Source organism: Frankia nepalensis, assembly GCF_016786325.1.
Classification (GTDB): domain Bacteria; phylum Actinomycetota; class Actinomycetes; order Frankiales; family Frankiaceae; genus Pseudofrankia; species Pseudofrankia nepalensis.
In genome coordinates this window covers 17,612-33,660 of sequence record NZ_JADWYU010000083.1, presented here as the reverse complement: position 1 = coordinate 33,660, position 16,049 = coordinate 17,612, and the positions used below count along the sequence as shown (strand labels likewise).

Below are 16,049 nucleotides of genomic sequence, written 5' to 3'. Positions count from 1 at the left end.
CCAAGCGTGCTTTGGAGTGGCTGAACTACACTTCGCGAGTGGATGACGTGACTGCTCGCTATCAGTCGCATCCGGAGAGTCCGCAGATGGAGGCTGCTGGTGGCGGGACGCGACCCCTGGCGTGGACATCGGAGGCGTTTGCCCCCTCGGCGGCCCTGTCCGGGGCGACCGGCCTGTCGAGGCGTCCGTGGTGGGCGGCGGACGAGCCCGCTCCGGTGAGCCAGGCGCGGGGGACCGGCTACCCGGCGCCCTGGCAGGCGGCGCCCGGGAACCAGCGGCCGGCGCGCCGCTCCACCCGCCCGCGTGGCGACGGCCCCCGGGGCGCCCCGGGTACGCGGCGGGGCGGCCTGGGCGCGCTGTGGGACGTGGTCCAGTCGGCGCGCCGGCGGCCGCGCTGGCACGCCGAGGCCCGGGCGGCGATGGAGGGCCTGTCGTTCCTGTCCGACGCGAGCCTGGAGCTCGGCGGCTCGCTGGAGCCTTACAAGATCATAAACTTGATCGTGGCGCTGGCCAGGAGACGGCTGGGGGACGGCGTCATGCTCTGGCTGCGCGCGCCCGAGGGCGACGTGGTCGACCTCGCCGCGGTCGACCACGTCGACCCGGAGGCCGCCGCCTTCATCCGTGCCGTCATCGCCACCCACCCCGCCCGGCTCTCCGCCGACATCCCGCCGGGGGTCGTGCTGCGCACGGGCCAGCCGTACTGGATCCAGGACGTCACCGGCGAGCTGCGCCGCGGGCTGTTCCCGGACGACGACCAGTACTCGAAATTCCACAAGCTGCGCTGGGGCCCGTCGATCACGGTGCCGATGCCCTACGGCGACCGGGTCATCGGCGCGCTGACCGTCAGCCGGGTGCCCGGCGGGCAGGCCTACACACAGGTCGACCAGACCCTCGCCGAGGACCTGGCCCGCCGGGCGGCGCTCGCGCTCGCGAACGCCCGGATGTTCCTCGAGTCCCAGGAGGCCGGCCGGGCGCTGCAGCGCTCGCTGCTGCCAGCCCACCCGCCGGCGCTCGAGGGCGCCGAGGTGGCGATGGAGTACCGGCCGGGCACCGCCGGCACCGAGGTCGGCGGCGACTTCTACGACGTCATCCCGCTCGCCGACGGCCGGGTCGGGCTGGCGATCGGCGACGTGATGGGGCGCGGGCTGCACGCCGCGGCGGTGATGGGCCAGCTGCGCGCCGCGCTGCGGGCCTACGCCCTGGAGGAGTGGCCGCCGGCCGACCTGCTGGCGCGCCTGGACACGATGGTCTGCTCGCTGCCCGGCCTGCCGCTGGCCACCTGCCTGTACGGGATCTACGAGCCGGCACGTCCGGGGACGCCCCTTGCCGGTTCGCGCGACGAGCAGCCCGGCGCGGCGGCGCGCGACGGGCGGGCCGCCCGGATCGTGCTGGCCGGCGCCGGCCATCCGGCGCCGCTGTGGGTGCCTCCGGACAGCGACCCGAACTATGTCGAGCTCGACCCGGGGTTGCCGCTCGGCGTCGCCGCCGGCACCCAGTACGTGGAGACGACCGTCGAGCTGCCGCCGGGCTCCAGCCTGGTGTTCTTCACGGATGGCCTGGTCGAGTCGCGCCGCCGCCCGCTCGTCGACGGCCTCGACCTGCTGCGCCTCGGCGTGGCCGGGCAGCTCGCGCGGCGGCGGACCGACTCGCGCCGCGCCGATCTCGCCGCGGCCCGGCGGCGGCACCCGGCCGGGTCGGCGGCCCCGACGGGCACCGGCCCGGCCGGGAGGGGCGGGGCAGTAGCCCCGGCTGGGCAGTCCGCCGACCCGGCCGACGACGCCCTGGTGGACCGCAGGGTGCCGAACGAGGGCCAGTGGGCCGGCCCGGAGCGACGGACCGGCGGGGACCGGCGCGCCCAGCGGGACCGGCGGGCGCCCGGCCCTGGACGCCCGCCTGGCGGGATCGAGCGCCGCCGCGGCGGCGACCGGCGGCGGCGCTCCCGCGGCGGGTTCTCCGTCCGCAGCTGGTCGGGCCCGGACACCGTCGACCTCGACGACGGGCGCTGGCCGGACAACGCCGCCCGCGCTCTGTTGGAGCTCAGCCTGCTCGCGGCCGACCTGCCGATGGACACCGACGACGACACGGCCCTGCTCGTGCTGACGACCCAGGCGGCCGAGCCGCCGCTTCTGGAGCTGTCGCTGCCGCCGGTCGGGGCCTCGGCCGGGCAGGCCAGGACCGCGGTCCGGGCGGCGGTGGGCGAGCGGGCCCTCGGCCGGGCCGATGACGCCGCGCTGCTGGTCAGCGAGATCTGCACGAACGCGATCAAGCACGCCCGCAGCGAGCTGACCGTGCGGGTCTGGGCCGAGCCGTCCAGGCTGCGGATCAGCGTCGAGGACCGGGAGGGCGGCGCGCTGCCCCAGCCCGGCCGGGCCGCGCGCGGCGACCCGGAGGCCGAGTCGGGCTGGGGACTGCTGCTCGTGGAGGCGCTCTCCGACGCCTGGGGCATCCAGACGACCCCGGACGGCAAACGGGTGTGGTTCGACCTCGACCTGCTGCGTTGCGCTCCGGCCGGCGATGACGCCCGCCGGAACGACGCCTGAGGGCGCCGACGGCCAAGGGGCCACCGGTAAGGGGCCACCGGCCGCGGCGGGGTCCCGCCGAGCCGCGCCCGCGGCCGGCGGGAACCGCGCGAGCCAGGGCGCGTCCCGTGGATCTTGGTCGATGCGGGCCGATCCGCGCGGCCGAAGATCCGCGGGACGCGCCCTAAGCGCTCGCCGCCTCGCCGAGGTCGGTGTTGAGGTACTGGGACCAGCGGGGGTCCATGCGACGGCTGCCCAGAATGCGCCAAGCGGCTCCGCTCGGCGCGCGGGGCGCCGTGCGGAGCCGCCAGCCGAGGTCAGCGACGGCGCGGTCCGCTTTCAGATGATTGCAGCGGCCGCAGGCCGCCACCACGTTCTCCCAGACGTGCGGGCCCCCGCGGGAGCGAGGGATCACGTGGTCCAGCGACGTCGCCGGCGCGCCGCAGTACACGCACCGGTGATGGTCGCGAGCCAGGACGCCCTTGCGGGTCAGCGGTACCTGTGAACGGTAGGGAACCCGCACGAATCGCGCTAACCGGACGACGACGGGAACGTCGACGGACGCCGACACGGAGTGCAGAACCTGCCCGCCGGCCTCGACCATCACCGCCTTGTCGGTGAGCACCAAGATGAGGGCCCGACGTTGGGACACCACGCACAGGGGTTCGTACGTGGCATTGAGCACCAGCGCCTCAGCCACGCGCCGACCTCCTGCCGAGTCGAGGCGGGCGCCCTCCCGGGAGCCCGTTCTAACCAGCGTCTCCGGTGACAATGGATAGTCAAGCGTGTTCCGGCGCGGAACGCGAGCGTGTTTGCAAGGTCAACTGGCCGGTGAAAGTGGCGATGGACATATCTGGTCGCCTTTGTCACGCCCCGATGTCGGTCGGATGACGACCGTGCCACGCTCTGTGGTCGCGGTCACGAGGTCGACCGGCTGCGTGCCCGGCCCGCGTCGGGCCTGGCCAGGCTACCTCTGGCGGCCGCAAAGGGACAGGTCCCGACCAGTCGGACTCATGGGCGAAGCCGTAAGGTTTCTGCCCGTGGGCCGCCCGCGGGCGTCGACCCCCGCTTCGTCGCGGTCGCGCCCACACGCGTCGCCACCCAGGTCGCCCCGGCTCGCGAGCCGACGTGGGCGCTGGGCTGTCGGCGCGGCGCTGGCCCGAGTTCCTCGCAGCTCGGCGGAGCCCGAGATCCCCAGCCGGAGACCGGGATCCCTACCGGATCTGGGGTTCCTGTCCGATCGGTGAAGTCGATCGGACAGGTCCGCAAGCCGATCTGGAACGTCTGCTGGGAGGTCCGGGGGCTGGCTTGTCCCCGTCCGACCCGCCCGACGAGGAGAACCACGGTAGTGTCCCTGCTCCAGGCTCTGCCCCTGCTTGGCCAGACGCTGGCGACTCGAACGCCGCCGCCGACCGCGCCCGCGGCCACCACCGTGCCGGCGACGCTGCCAGGAGTCTCCGGCACCCCTTCGCCCTCGCAGGGCGGTCAGCTGCCGGACGTGAGCCTGGAGGGGATGAAGGCCGCGCTCATGGACTCCTGCGGTAATCCTCCGGGCTTCCTCTGCCGGACGGTCTACAACGTCACCCACAGTGAGTATCTCGCCTCGGGCGCACAGGTCCTGCTCGGCACGCCGGTAACGATCATTCTGATCCTGCTGGTGGCGGCCATCATCCGCTCGCTGCTGCACCGGCTGATCCGGCGGACCACCCGGCGCATGGCGTCGGCGACCGGCGGCCTGCTGCGCGGCAGCCTGCTCGGCGCGTTCGGTGACAGCGCGATCCTGCTGGAGCGGCGTCGGCAACGTGCCGAGACGGTCGGCTCGCTGCTGCGCAGCGTGGTGTCGATCGTCGTGTTTGGGATCGCCTTTGTCCTGATTCTCGGCGAGCTGGGCATCAACCTGGCGCCGATCGTCGCCAGCGCCGGAGTAATCGGAATCGCGATCGGTTTCGGCGCGCAGAACCTGGTCAGGGACTTCCTCTCCGGAATCTTCATGCTGTTGGAGGACCAGTACGGGGTGGGCGACGTCATCGACGTCGGCCCCATCTCGGGCACCGTGGAGGCGGTCAGTTTCCGGATGACGCGGCTTCGGGACGTCGAGGGCACCGTCTGGTATGTCCGTAACGGCGAGATCACCCGGGTCGGCAACAAGAGCCAGCAGTGGGCTCGAACCGTGCTGGACGTGCCGTTGGACTACGAGGTCGACGTCGGCCGGGCCAAGGAGCTCCTGCTGGCGACCGCCCAGGGCATGTGGCGCGACGACCGCTGGGCTGCCCTGATCCTCGAGGAGCCCGAGGTCTGGGGCATGGAGGCGCTCTCCGCGGACGGCTACTCCGTGCGGGTCGTCATCAAGACCCTGCCGCTCAAGCAGTGGGAGGTCGCCCGCGAGCTGCGTGAGCGGGTGCGGCGCAAGCTGGCCGAGGCGGGGATCAGCCTGGGCACGGTGCAGCGCAGCGTCGTGGTCGTCGATGACGACGACGACGAGGCGCCTGCCGCTGGTGGCGAGGAGGAGGAAGCGGACAGCTCCGCCGGCCGCGGCGCCGGCGAGCCCGACCCGCCGCGCATCGACCCGCCGGCCCAGCCGGGTCCGCCGGCCCGGCCGGGCCCGCCCGCCAGGGCCGGCAGCTGACGCGGCTGCTGAAGGGTTCCTGAACGGCCCGACAGATGTCGCTGAGCGTTGGGGGAGACGCCCCCGGTGAGCCGTCGGCCGGAGCAGACTGGGCACGTGCGGGTACTGATTGTTGACGACGACCCGGCTGTGCGGCAGTCGCTGGAACGGTCGCTGCGGTTCGAGGGGTACGAGGTGGCGACCGCCGGCGACGGCGTCGCGGCGCTGGAGCTGATCGCGCGCGATCGGCCGGACATCGCCGTGCTCGACGTGATGATGCCCCGGATGGACGGGCTGGAGGCCTGCCGGCAGCTGCGTGCCCGGGGCGACGACCTGCCCGTGCTCATGCTCACCGCCCGCGACGGGCTGGCGGACCGGGTGAGTGGCCTGGACGTCGGGGCCGACGACTACCTGGTCAAGCCGTTCGCGCTGGAGGAGCTGTTCGCCCGGCTGCGGGCGCTCGCCCGCCGCTCCGCGCTCGCCGCGCGCACCGGGGGCCCGCGCGCGGCGATGCCGGCCGGCGGCCCGGCCCCGCTGTGCTACGGCGGGGTCATGCTCGACCCGAGCAGCCGGCAGGTCACCAGGGACGGCCGCGAGCTGACCCTGACCAAGACCGAGTTCGAGCTGCTCGAACTGTTCCTCACCCACCCGCGGCAGGTGCTGTCCCGTTCCATGATCATGGAGCGGGTGTGGGGCTACGACTTCGGGCCGTCCTCGAACTCGCTGGAGGTGTTCGTGAGCTACCTGCGGCGCAAGCTGGAGGCGGGCGGCGAGCCCCGGCTGCTGCACACCGTCCGCGGCGTCGGCTACGTGCTGCGCGAGCAGCCCGGCCCGGCCCGCGAGCCCTCCTCGTGACCGACCCGTACGACCTGATCGACGGCCGGCGCGGGCCGGGAGCCGCCCCGGCACCGGCCGGCCCGGCCGGCGACCAGACCGCGGGCCCGCGGCGGCGCAGGCGGAGCTGGTTCTCCCGGCTGGCCCTGCGCAACCGGATGGCGATGCTCGTCGGGATCGCCGTCACCGCCGGCATAGCCGTCGTCGCGGGTGTAGCGCTCACCGCGACCGACGTGGTGCTGCGCAACGCCATCGACGACCAGCTCCTGGTGCAGGCACAGGCGGCGGTGAAGAACGCGCAGTTCATCGTCCAGCGCAAGGACCCGTACAACCCCTACGACGACGAGATCGTGCTGGGGGTCACCGGGATCGGCGGCCAGCACGTGCAGCTGATCCGGCCCGACGGCGCCGTCGTCCAGCCGGCGGCGATGACCCACAGCTATGTCCGGCTGCCGGTCGACAGCCAGGACGCGCTGATCGCCGCGTCCCAGTCCGGGCAGCGGCTGCGCACGGTCAAGGTCAACGGCGAGGAGTACCGGGTCGCCACCGTCGCCGCGTACTACTCGCCGATGGACCTGCGCGAGCAGGACATCGACAGCGACAGGCCCCTGCGGCTCGCCCTGCAGCTGGCCCGGCCGATGGACGACGTCACCCAGACGCTGCGTGACCTCGGGCTGATCATGCTGGTCGTCGGCGTCATCGGCGTGCTCGGGTCGATGCTGGCCGGCCTGCTGGTCGCCCGCGCCGCGCTCAAGCCGGTCGACGCGGCGGCGGACGCGGCCGAGCACGTGGCCCGCACGCAGGACCTGTCCGCGCTCATCCCGGTGACCGGCACCGACGAGATCGCCCGGTTCGCGGTGAGCCTGAACAGCATGCTGCGCGCCCTGGAGGCCTCCAAGGCCCGTCAGCGCCAGCTGATCGACGACGCCAGCCACGAGCTGCGCACCCCGCTGACCAGCCTGCGTACCAACGTCGAGCTGCTGATCCGCTCGGAGGCGAACCCGACCCGCGCGCTGCCCGCGGCCGACCGGACCGCGCTGCTGCACGACGTCGACGCCCAGATGCGCGAGCTGACCGGGCTGGTCAGCGAGCTCGTCGAGCTGGCCCGCGACGAGGCGCCCGTGGAGGAGATCGAGCGGTTCGACCTCGCCGGGGTGGTCGAGGCGGCGGTCACCCGAGCGCGGCGGCGGGCGACCGTCAAGGGCATCGTGATCGAGCTGACGGCCGAGCCGTCCTGGGTCGACGGGCGGCCGAACATGCTGGAGCGGGCGGTCACCAACCTGCTCGACAACGCGGTGAAGTTCTCCCCGGCCGACTCGACGGTGCGGGTGCACACCGCGGCGGGCGAGGTGGTCGTCAGCGACGAGGGGCCGGGCATCGCCCCGGCTGACCGCCCCCACGTCTTCGAACGGTTCTACCGCTCGACCGACGCCCGGAGCCTGCCCGGCTCGGGCCTGGGGCTCGCGATCGTCGCCGACGCGGCGCACACCCACGGCGGCACGGTGACAGCCGGGCAGGACCCGGGCGGCGGTGCCCGGCTGCGCCTGTGGCTGCCGGTGGCCGCGGCCCCGCTGACGGAGTTCGCCGCCGCGTCGTCGGAGTTCGCCGTCCGGCCGGGGGAGCTCGCCGGCCCGCGTCCCGAGGACGGCCCGCTCGGCCCGGGCCCGAGCGGCGCGCCGGGCGGGGAGGCGGGCCACCCGGCGCCGGTCAGCGCGCCCGAGCCGTCCCGGTGGGCGAGCCCCACGTGACCCGGGCGCCCCGTCGGGGGGCAGGATCGCGGGGGTGACGTCTCCCCACCGCGATCCCCACGACCCCGCCGGCCCTGATCCCGACCCGGCTCCCGCCCCGTCAGCGGAGGCGACCGACGGCCTCGAGCCGGCGCTCGCCGAGCTGGCCGCGGCGCACGGCGTCGCGACCGGGTACCTGGACGCTCGCGAGACGCCGGTCGCCGTGCCGGCGGTGGCGGTCCGCCGCGTGCTGGAGCTGCTGGGGGTCGACCCCGCCGACCCGGCGGCGGCGCTGGCCGCTGCCCAGGACGCGCCCTGGCGGCGGCTCGCGCCGCCGAGCGTCGTCGTGCGGGCGTCGGCGCCCCGGCCCGTCGTCCTGCGCCTGCCGGCCCGGCTCGTCGAACGGGAGCCCGGTGCCGTGGTCGACTGCCTGCTGGAGCCGGCCGGCGGGGGCACGCCGGTGCCCGTCGAGCTGGGACCGGCGGGGGAGCGCCACGTGCTCGACGGCGAGCGGCTCGTCGCCGTGCCGGCGCTCCTGCCCGCCGGGCTCGGGCTGGGCGACCACGTCCTTCGGGTGCGCGCGGGCGGACGCGAGGCCACCACCCAGGTCGTCGCCGTCCCCGACCGGGTCCCCGGGAGCGCCCAGGGGCGCATGTGGGGCTGGATGGTTCAGCTCTACGCCCTGCGCTCCGCCGGGTCCTGGGGGATCGGCGACTTCGCGGACCTCGCCACGCTGTCCGCCTGGTCCGGGTCGGCCGCCGGCGGGCACGCCGACGTCCTGCTCGTCAACCCGCTGCACGCCGCCGCGCCCACGCTGCCCGTGCAGCCGTCGCCCTATTACCCGACGAGCCGGCGGTTCCTCTCGCCGCTCTACCTGCGCCCGGAGCACACCCCCGAGTACGCCGCCGCCGACGCGGCGACCCGCGCCGCCGTCGACGGCCACGCCGCCGCCGCCCGCAAGGCACGGCCGGGGGACGACGGCGCGAGGCCGCCGAGGAGCCAGCGGGCGCGCGGGACGACCGCCTCCGTCGCCTCCGTTGCCCGCGCGCCTTCCTCCGCGGACGGCGAGTTCGGCCCGCTGATCGACCGGGACGCCGTCTGGGAGGCCAAGCAGGCCGCCCTGGAGCTGCTGTTCGCGGTGTCGGCCGGCGGGCGGGCCGACGGCGAGCCTTCAGCCGAGTCCGTCGCGGCGGCCGACGACGAGCTGACCGAGTTCGCGACCTGGTGCGCGCTCGCCGAGCGTCACGGGCCGGACTGGCGGGCCTGGCCGGCGCCGCTGCGCGACCGCGACCCGGCCGCCCTCGCGGCGGCGCGGGCCGAGCTCGCCGGCCGGGTCGCCTTCCACCGCTGGCTGCAGGAGCGCGCCGAGGCGCAGGTCGGCGCGGCGCAGGACGCCGCGCGCGCCGCCGGGATGCGCGTCGGGGTCGTGCACGACCTGGCCGTCGGGGTCGACCCGGGCGGCGCCGACACCTGGGCCGGCAGGGACGCCTACACCACCGGCGCGAGCATCGGCGCTCCGCCGGACACGTTCAACCAGCAGGGCCAGGACTGGGGGCTGCCGCCATGGCGGCCGGACCGGCTCGCCGAGACCGGCTACGCCCCGCTGCGCCAGATGGTGGCCGCCGTGCTCGCCCGCGGCGGAGGCCTGCGGGTCGATCACATCCTCGGGCTGTTCCGGCTGTGGTACATCCCGGCCGGCGCCGGCGCGGCGAACGGCACCTACGTCCGCTACGACGCCGAGGCGATGCTCGGCGTGATCGCGCTGGAGGCCGCCCGGGCCGGCGCGGTGATCGTCGGCGAGGACCTCGGCACCGTCGAGCCGACGGTCGCGACGACCCTCACCGACGTCGGCGTGCTCGGCTCGTCGGTGCTGTGGTTCGAGAACGACGCCGACGGAGCGCCGCTGCCCCCGGACGCGTGGCGGGCACGCACGATGGCCAGCGTCACCACCCACGACCTGCCGACCGCGGCCGGTTTCCTGCTCGGCGAGCACGTCCGCGCCCGGGCCGAGCGCGGCCTGCTCACCCGCCCGGTCGCCGACGAGGCGGCCGAGTGGCGCGCGGCGCGGGGCCGGCTGCTGACCCACCTGCGGGCTCACGGCCTGCTCGCCGAGCCCGCCGGCCCGGCGGCGGAGGCGGGGCCAGTGGGGGAGGCGGGGGAGGACCTGGACCCGGCCCTGGTGCGCGCCGCGGCCCTCGGGATGCACCGGCTGCTGGTCGCCACCCCGGCGCGGATCGTCCTCGCGGCGCCGGGCGACGCCGTCGGTGACCGCCACCAGCCGAACCTGCCCGGCACCGTCGACAGCTACCCCAACTGGCGGCTGCCCGTGCGCGACGAACAGGGTGTCCCGGTCACCGTCGAGGACCTGATGACCGACGAGCGGGTCGCCCGCCTCGTCGAGGTTCTCGGCCAGGTCCGCGCCCACCCGGACGACGCGGCGCCGCGGACCTGAGACGCCGCGGACCTGAGACGACGCTGACCTGAGTGGATGGCGCGGGCACGACCCGACCACCCACGCAGCGTGAAAGACTGGTGAAGGTGGTGCTTCCGTCGCGGTCGCGGCCGTGAGGTCGCTGAGTCCACTGGCGGGAGTAGGCGCGGGCACGCTTCTCCTGCGCGTCGCTGGAGGCCTGCCGGAGGCCTACTGAGGCAAGAGAGGATCCGAGTGCCGAACAACCTCACCCGCGACGAGGCGCGCGAGCGCGCCCGTCTGCTGAACGTCGCCTCCTACGACGTCGAGCTTGACCTGACGACCGGGCACGAGACCTTCGTCTCGACGACCACCGTCACGTTCACCGCCACCGAGCCGGGCGCGTCGACCTTCATCGAGCTGGCCGGGCCGAAGGTACGCGAGGTGGCGCTCAACGGGGTTGCCCTCGACCCGGCGGAGGTGTTCGACGGCGAGCGGATCACCCTGCCCTCCCTCGCCGAGTCGAACCGGCTCACCGTCGTCGCCGACTGCGCCTACTCGCGCACCGGCGAGGGCCTGCACCGGTTCGTCGACCCGGTCGACGACGGGGTGTACCTGTACACCCAGTTCGAGACGTACGACGCGCACCGGATGTACGCCTGCTTCGACCAGCCCGACCTGAAGGCGACGTTCACGCTTTCCGTGACCGCCCCGGCCGACTGGAAGATCATCTCGAACGGTGCCGTCGCGGCGGTCGCCGAGGCGGCGATCGGGGTGCGGGTCACCCGATTCCTGCCGACGCCGGTGATGTCGACCTACATCACGGCGCTGGTCGCCGGCCCGTACCACGAGGTCCGCGACCACCACGACGGCATCGACCTCGGGCTGTACTGCCGCGCGTCGCTGGCCGAGTTCCTCGACCCGGACGAGCTGTTCGAGATCACCAAGCAGGGCTTCGACTTCTACCACCGGGTGTTCGACTACCGGTACCCGTTCGGCAAGTACGACCAGCTGTTCGTGCCGGAGTTCAACGCGGGCGCCATGGAGAACGCCGGGTGCGTCACCTTCCTGGAGGACTACGTCTTTCGCGCCAAGGTGACCGAGGCCCGCCGGGAGCGGCGCGCCGAGACGATCCTGCACGAGATGGCGCACATGTGGTTCGGCGACCTGGTCACCATGCGCTGGTGGGACGACCTGTGGCTCAACGAGTCGTTCGCGACCTACATGTCCGTGCTCGCGCAGGTCGCCTCGACCAGGTTCACGAACGGCTGGACGACGTTCGCGAACGCGGAGAAGGCCTGGGCCTACCGGCAGGACCAGCTGTCCTCGACGCACCCGATCGTCGCGGACGCCGTCGACATGGACGCGGTGCGCACCAACTTCGACGGCATCACCTACGCGAAGGGCGCGTCGGTCCTCAAGCAGTTGGTCTCCTGGGTCGGGCAGGAGGAGTTCCTCGCCGGCCTGCGCAGCTACTTCCGCGCCTACGAGTACGGCAACACCACCCTGCGCGACCTGCTCGACGAGCTGGAGAACGCGAGCGGCCGCGACCTGTCGGTCTGGTCGGCGGACTGGCTGGAGACGACCGGAGTCAACACGCTGCGGCCGCGGTTCGAGACCGACTCCTCCGGCCAGTTCACCTCGTTCGACGTCGTCCAGGAGCCGGCGGCCCACCCGGCCACCGCGTCGAAGACGCTGCGTCCGCACCGGGTGGCCATCGGCCTCTACGACCGCGACGCGAGCGGTGACCTGGTCCGCCGGGAGCGGGTCGAGCTGGACGTGATCGGCGAGGTCACCGAGGTGACCAAGCTGGTCGGCGCGCGCCGGCCGGAGCTGCTGCTGCTCAACGACGACGACCTGACGTTCGCCAAGATCCGCCTCGACGACACCTCGCTGGCCACGCTGGTCGCCGACATCGGGAAGGTGCGTGCCTCGCTGCCGCGCACGCTGTGCTGGTCGGCCGCCTGGGACATGACGCGGGACGCGGAGCTCGCGGCCCGCGACTACGTCCGGCTGGTGCTGTCCGGGGCCGACGCCGAGGACGACATCGGCGTGGTGCAGACGCTGCTGGCGCGGGCGGTCCTCACGCTGGACAGCTACGGCGACCCGGCGAACCGGTCGGCGGCGCTGCGCGCGCTGGGCGAGCGCGCCGAGCAGCTCATGCGGGCCGCGGCGCCGGGCAGCGACCTGCAGCTGGTGTTCACCACCACCTTCGCCCAGGCTGAGGACCCTGACCAGGTCGAGAAGATCCGGGCGATCTTCGAGGGCCGGGACGTCATCGAGGGGCTCGCGCTCGACACCGAGCTGCGCTGGACGTTGCTCACCCAGCTCGTGGCCCGGGGTGTCCTTGGCGACGCCGAGATCGACGCGGAGCTGGCCCGGGACGCCACGGCCACGGGCGAGAAGCGGGCCGCGACGGCGCGCAGCGCCCGGCCGACCGCGCAGGCGAAGGCGGAGGCCTGGGCGGCGGTGATGGAGTCCGACAAGCTGTCCAACCACCTCGCGTCGGCCACGATGTCCGGCTTCTGGATTTCCAGCCAGCAGGAGCTGACGCGGCCATACGTTGACCGCTACTTCGCCGAGATCGCCGAGATCTGGAAGACGCGCAGCTTCGACACCGCCGGGACGATCACCCAGATGCTCTTCCCCTCCGGCGTCATCGAGCAGTCGACGCTGGACAAGGTCGACAGCTACCTGGCGACGCAGGACCCGACGCCGCCGCTGCGCCGCGCCCTGACCGAGGGCCGCGACGGCCTCGTCCGCGCCCTGGCCGCGCGCGCCAGGGACACCGCCGCCGCGGCGTCCTGACTCGGGGCCGGATCGGTGAAGGGCCTGGCGCCACCCGGCGCCAGGCCCTTCACCGCGGACTACTTCGAGGCGGGCTCGGCGTTCCTGGCCGCGGGCTCGCTCCCGACGCGGACCTCGCCGTGCTGCCAGGGCTGGGCCGGACGGTTGCGGGAGTCGCCCTTGCGGGTGGAAGCCGCGGTCAGGATCAGGGCGAGCAGGAAGCCGCCGACGATCGTGCCGCCGTAGATCAGCCAGGCATCGAGGGCGGAGAGCGGATCGGGGTCGTACTGGGTACCGATTCTCCCCCCGTCCGCGAAGGCCGCCGCTGAGAACAGCGGCAAGGTCAGTGTGGTCAGCGCGGCCAGCGTCAGGGCGCGACGTCGGCCACGGCGCATGGGCCCGTTCTTGGCCCTCATCGACACGGGCCCGTTCTCGGCCTCGGTGCACACAGGTCGGCGATTCACGGTTCCGAAGACTACCGGCCTTGTCCGCGCGGCGAGAGTCGCCTCGTCGGCCTGTGTTCTACCGGACGTGGACCGTTGGGCCTGGCCCATGTCCGGTGGATCTGGACACCTCGATGACCTGGGCCGTGGCCGGCGCCCCTGGGCGCCCCGTTGCCGTGGCGCCGGGATGACGGTGTGGGACGATTCCGGCGTAGTTTCGGGGACGGCCAGCCGGGGGAAAGCGGCGGTGGCGCCGACGGTGCCCGACGTGACGGACAGGTCCACGAGGGAGGACCCCTGGTGAGACGGCACGCGCGTGGGGGGCCCACCGGCCCGGCCTCGCCGCCAACGGGCGACGCGGACGCGGACGCGGAGGCTGGAGACACGGGCTCCGGCGACGCGGGCGAAGACAAGGTGCGCGGCGACGATCTCGGCGACGGCGACATCGGCGACGGCGACGCGGCGGCCGGTGGCGCGAAGGATGGCGACACGGTGGTCGGCGACCCGAGTGCTCGCGGCGCGGGCGGTGAGGACGTGGCGGCCGGTGGCGCGGGTGGCGGCGCGGGCGGTGACGGCGGCGGCGGTGACGGCGGCGGCGGCACGGTGGCCGGTGGCGCGGGCGGTGACGGCGCGGGCGGTGACGGCGCGGCGGCCGGCGGTGACGCCGCCGCCGCGCGCCGGGCGGCCGCGAAGGCCGATGGCGGGTCGGCCCGCGAGCGCGCCGAACGGTCGGTCCCGCTGGCGTTACGGATCAGCGCGGGCTGGTCGTGGCGGCTGCTCGTCACCGCGGCGGCGGTCTACGTGGTGGTGGTGGCGATCGGCCGGATCCGGTCCGTCGTCATCCCGGTCCTCGCGGGCCTGCTGATCAGCGCTTTGATCGTGCCGATCGCGCAGCGCCTGCAGCGGATGGGGGTGCCGCGGCTCGCGTCCGCGTTCATCGCGCTGCTGGCCTTCTTCATTTTCGTGGGGGGCGCGGCGGTAGGCGTCGGCTTCAACGCCGCCAACGAGCTGCCGAAGGTCACCGAACAGGTGAGCCAGGGCATCGACAAGGTGCGCGACTACCTGGCCACCGGCCCGCTGCATCTGTCGGACCGCCAGATCGACGACCTGGTCGACAGCGTGCAGCACTCCCTCACCGAGAACCGTGGCCGGGTGCTCTCGGGAGTGATCACGACCGCCTCGGTGCTGTTCGAGGTGATCGCCGGCATCCTGGTGACGCTGTTCGCCACCTTCTTCTTCATCTACGACGGCGCCGGGATCTGGAACTGGATCGTGACCAGGTTCCCGCCCGGCGCCGAGGAGCGGGTGCGCGGCGCCGGGCGGGAGGCATGGGCGACGCTCACCGGCTACATCCGGGGCACGGTGTTCGTAGCGATCGTCGACGCGCTGGGCATCTCGATCGGCCTGATCGCGGTCGGCACGCCGCTGGTCGCGCCGCTGGCGCTGCTGACGTTCTTCGGCGGGTTCATCCCGATCGTCGGCGCGACCCTGGCCGGCGCGGCGGCGGTGCTGGTAACCCTGGTGGCCAAGGGCGTGGTGCCCGCGGTCATCGTGCTGGGGGTCGTTCTCGCCGTCCAGCAGATCGAGGGCCACCTGCTGCAGCCGTTGGTGATGCGCCGCGCCGTGAACCTCCACCCGCTGGCGATCGTGATCGCGCTGTCCGCGGGGGGCGTGCTCGCCGGCATCCCCGGCGCCATCGCCGCCGTGCCCACCGTGGCGATTATCAACCGGGTGGCAAAATATCTCGCCGCCACCGGGAAGCCTCCACCAGACGAGAAGGTTGATCCGGGCGGGGTCGGCTGACGGGTTCGGGGGGTCCCGCGCGCTGCCCACTCGCCCGATGGCGGGCGGGTTTGACCCGACTCGCGGATTGGAGAGGCGAGTGACCGAGCGGACAGGCGGCGAAGACCGCGTGGTAGCCGACTTCTGGTTCGACCCGAGCTGCCCATGGGCGTTCCTGACATCCCGGTGGATGCTCGAGGTCGTCAAGGTGCGGCCGGTCGAGATTCGCTGGCATGTGATGAGCCTGGCGGTCCTCAACAGCGGCCGCGAGGACATCCCGGAGCAGTACAAGGCGATGATCCCGGCGATGTGGGGCCCGGTTCGGGTGGTGGCCGCCGCGGCGGCCGCGCACGGCGACGAGGTGCTCGGCCCGCTCTACACCGCGCTCGGCCGGCGCCGGCACATCGAGAAGGCGGAGTGGAGCCGGGAGGTTTTCGAGGAGGCGCTGGCCGAGGTCGGCCTGCCCGGCACGCTCGCGGCCGCGGCCGAGTCCACCGAGTACGACGAGGCGGTGCGCGCGAGCCACGCCGAGGGGATCGGCCGGGTCGGGATGGATGTCGGCACACCGGTGATCGCCGTCGGCGACGTCGCGCTGTTCGGCCCGGTGATCACACCCACGCCGCTCGGTGAGGCGGCCGGCCGGCTCTGGGACGGGTTCCTGCTGGTGGTCCAGACCCCGGGCTTCTACGAGCTCAAGCGCAGCCGGGACGTGGGCCCGACCTTCGACAACCTGACCTTGGAGACCCCGGCGGCGCGGGCCGACCCGACCTTTGGCGGGCTGGTCCGCCTGCACCCGGGCACCACCGCCGAACCGGTGGACCGGCCGCTGGCCGAGCAGGAATCCTGACTCCGCTCGTGCCTGGTCGACTCCGCCGCGCCCGGCGCGGCGGAGCCGAGCGCCCCCCGCGCGCGCCGGGGTGCCGCGCCCCAGGCCCCCCCCCC

10 protein-coding genes are annotated in these 16,049 nt (G+C 74.1%); 8 read left to right on the top strand and 2 right to left on the bottom strand.

What is annotated here, in order from left to right:
• The first annotated feature begins 215 nt into the window (after positions 1-215).
• A complete protein-coding gene (locus I6A81_RS03925; protein ID WP_203010100.1) occupies positions 216-2,540 on the top strand; it encodes an ATP-binding SpoIIE family protein phosphatase in 2,325 nt (774 codons plus the stop codon).
• A gap of 163 nt (positions 2,541-2,703) precedes the next feature.
• On the opposite strand, the gene I6A81_RS03920 is transcribed toward I6A81_RS03925, so the two are convergent.
• Positions 2,704-3,219, bottom strand: a complete 516-nt coding sequence (locus I6A81_RS03920; protein ID WP_203007176.1) for an HNH endonuclease — start codon at positions 3,217-3,219, stop codon at positions 2,704-2,706.
• Positions 3,220-3,867: 648 nt separating this feature from the next.
• Between I6A81_RS03920 and I6A81_RS03915 the strand changes: the two genes are divergently transcribed.
• The 5 genes from I6A81_RS03915 (at position 3,868) to pepN (ending at position 12,903) form a co-directional block, all read left to right on the top strand.
• Positions 3,868-5,145: a mechanosensitive ion channel family protein gene (locus tag I6A81_RS03915; protein ID WP_307874454.1), complete on the top strand. Its 1,278-nt coding sequence runs from the start codon at positions 3,868-3,870 to the stop codon at positions 5,143-5,145.
• Positions 5,146-5,241: 96 nt separating this feature from the next.
• Positions 5,242-5,979, top strand: a complete 738-nt coding sequence (locus tag I6A81_RS03910; protein ID WP_203007179.1) for a response regulator transcription factor — start codon at positions 5,242-5,244, stop codon at positions 5,977-5,979.
• A complete protein-coding gene (locus tag I6A81_RS03905; RefSeq protein ID WP_407661246.1) occupies positions 5,976-7,706 on the top strand; it encodes an ATP-binding protein in 1,731 nt (576 codons plus the stop codon). The genes I6A81_RS03910 and I6A81_RS03905 overlap by 4 nt, the downstream gene beginning before the upstream one ends.
• Positions 7,707-7,740: 34 nt before the next feature.
• Positions 7,741-10,137, top strand: coding sequence for a 4-alpha-glucanotransferase (locus tag I6A81_RS03900; protein WP_407661245.1), 2,397 nt, complete (start codon positions 7,741-7,743; stop codon positions 10,135-10,137).
• Between the two features lie 213 nt (positions 10,138-10,350).
• A complete protein-coding gene (gene pepN, locus I6A81_RS03895) occupies positions 10,351-12,903 on the top strand; it encodes an aminopeptidase N (RefSeq protein ID WP_203007175.1) in 2,553 nt (850 codons plus the stop codon).
• Positions 12,904-12,962: 59 nt separating this feature from the next.
• Here the strand turns inward: pepN and I6A81_RS03890 are convergent, their stop codons facing one another.
• Complete coding sequence (locus tag I6A81_RS03890) at positions 12,963-13,277, bottom strand: hypothetical protein (protein WP_238431126.1); 315 nt, start codon at positions 13,275-13,277, stop codon at positions 12,963-12,965.
• A 348-nt stretch (positions 13,278-13,625) separates the two neighbouring features.
• Here I6A81_RS03890 and I6A81_RS03885 point away from each other — a divergent pair, with 348 nt between their 5' ends.
• Both I6A81_RS03885 and I6A81_RS03880 read left to right on the top strand, forming a co-directional pair.
• Positions 13,626-15,128 carry an AI-2E family transporter gene (locus tag I6A81_RS03885; protein ID WP_307874453.1) on the top strand — a complete coding sequence of 501 codons (1,503 nt, stop codon included), beginning with the start codon at positions 13,626-13,628 and terminating at the stop codon, positions 15,126-15,128.
• Positions 15,129-15,165: 37 nt separating this feature from the next.
• Positions 15,166-15,954 (top strand): mycothiol-dependent nitroreductase Rv2466c family protein, encoded by a 789-nt coding sequence (locus I6A81_RS03880; protein ID WP_203008054.1) that lies wholly within the window; start codon positions 15,166-15,168, stop codon positions 15,952-15,954.
• Positions 15,955-16,049: the final 95 nt, after the last annotated feature.

Coding starts and splice junctions, on each gene's coding strand:
- I6A81_RS03890 (WP_238431126.1), bottom strand. CDS start 13,277: ATGCGCCGTGGCCGACGTCGCGCCCTGACGCTGGCCGCGCTGACCACA.
- I6A81_RS03880 (WP_203008054.1), top strand. CDS start 15,166: ATGGCGGGCGGGTTTGACCCGACTCGCGGATTGGAGAGGCGAGTGACC.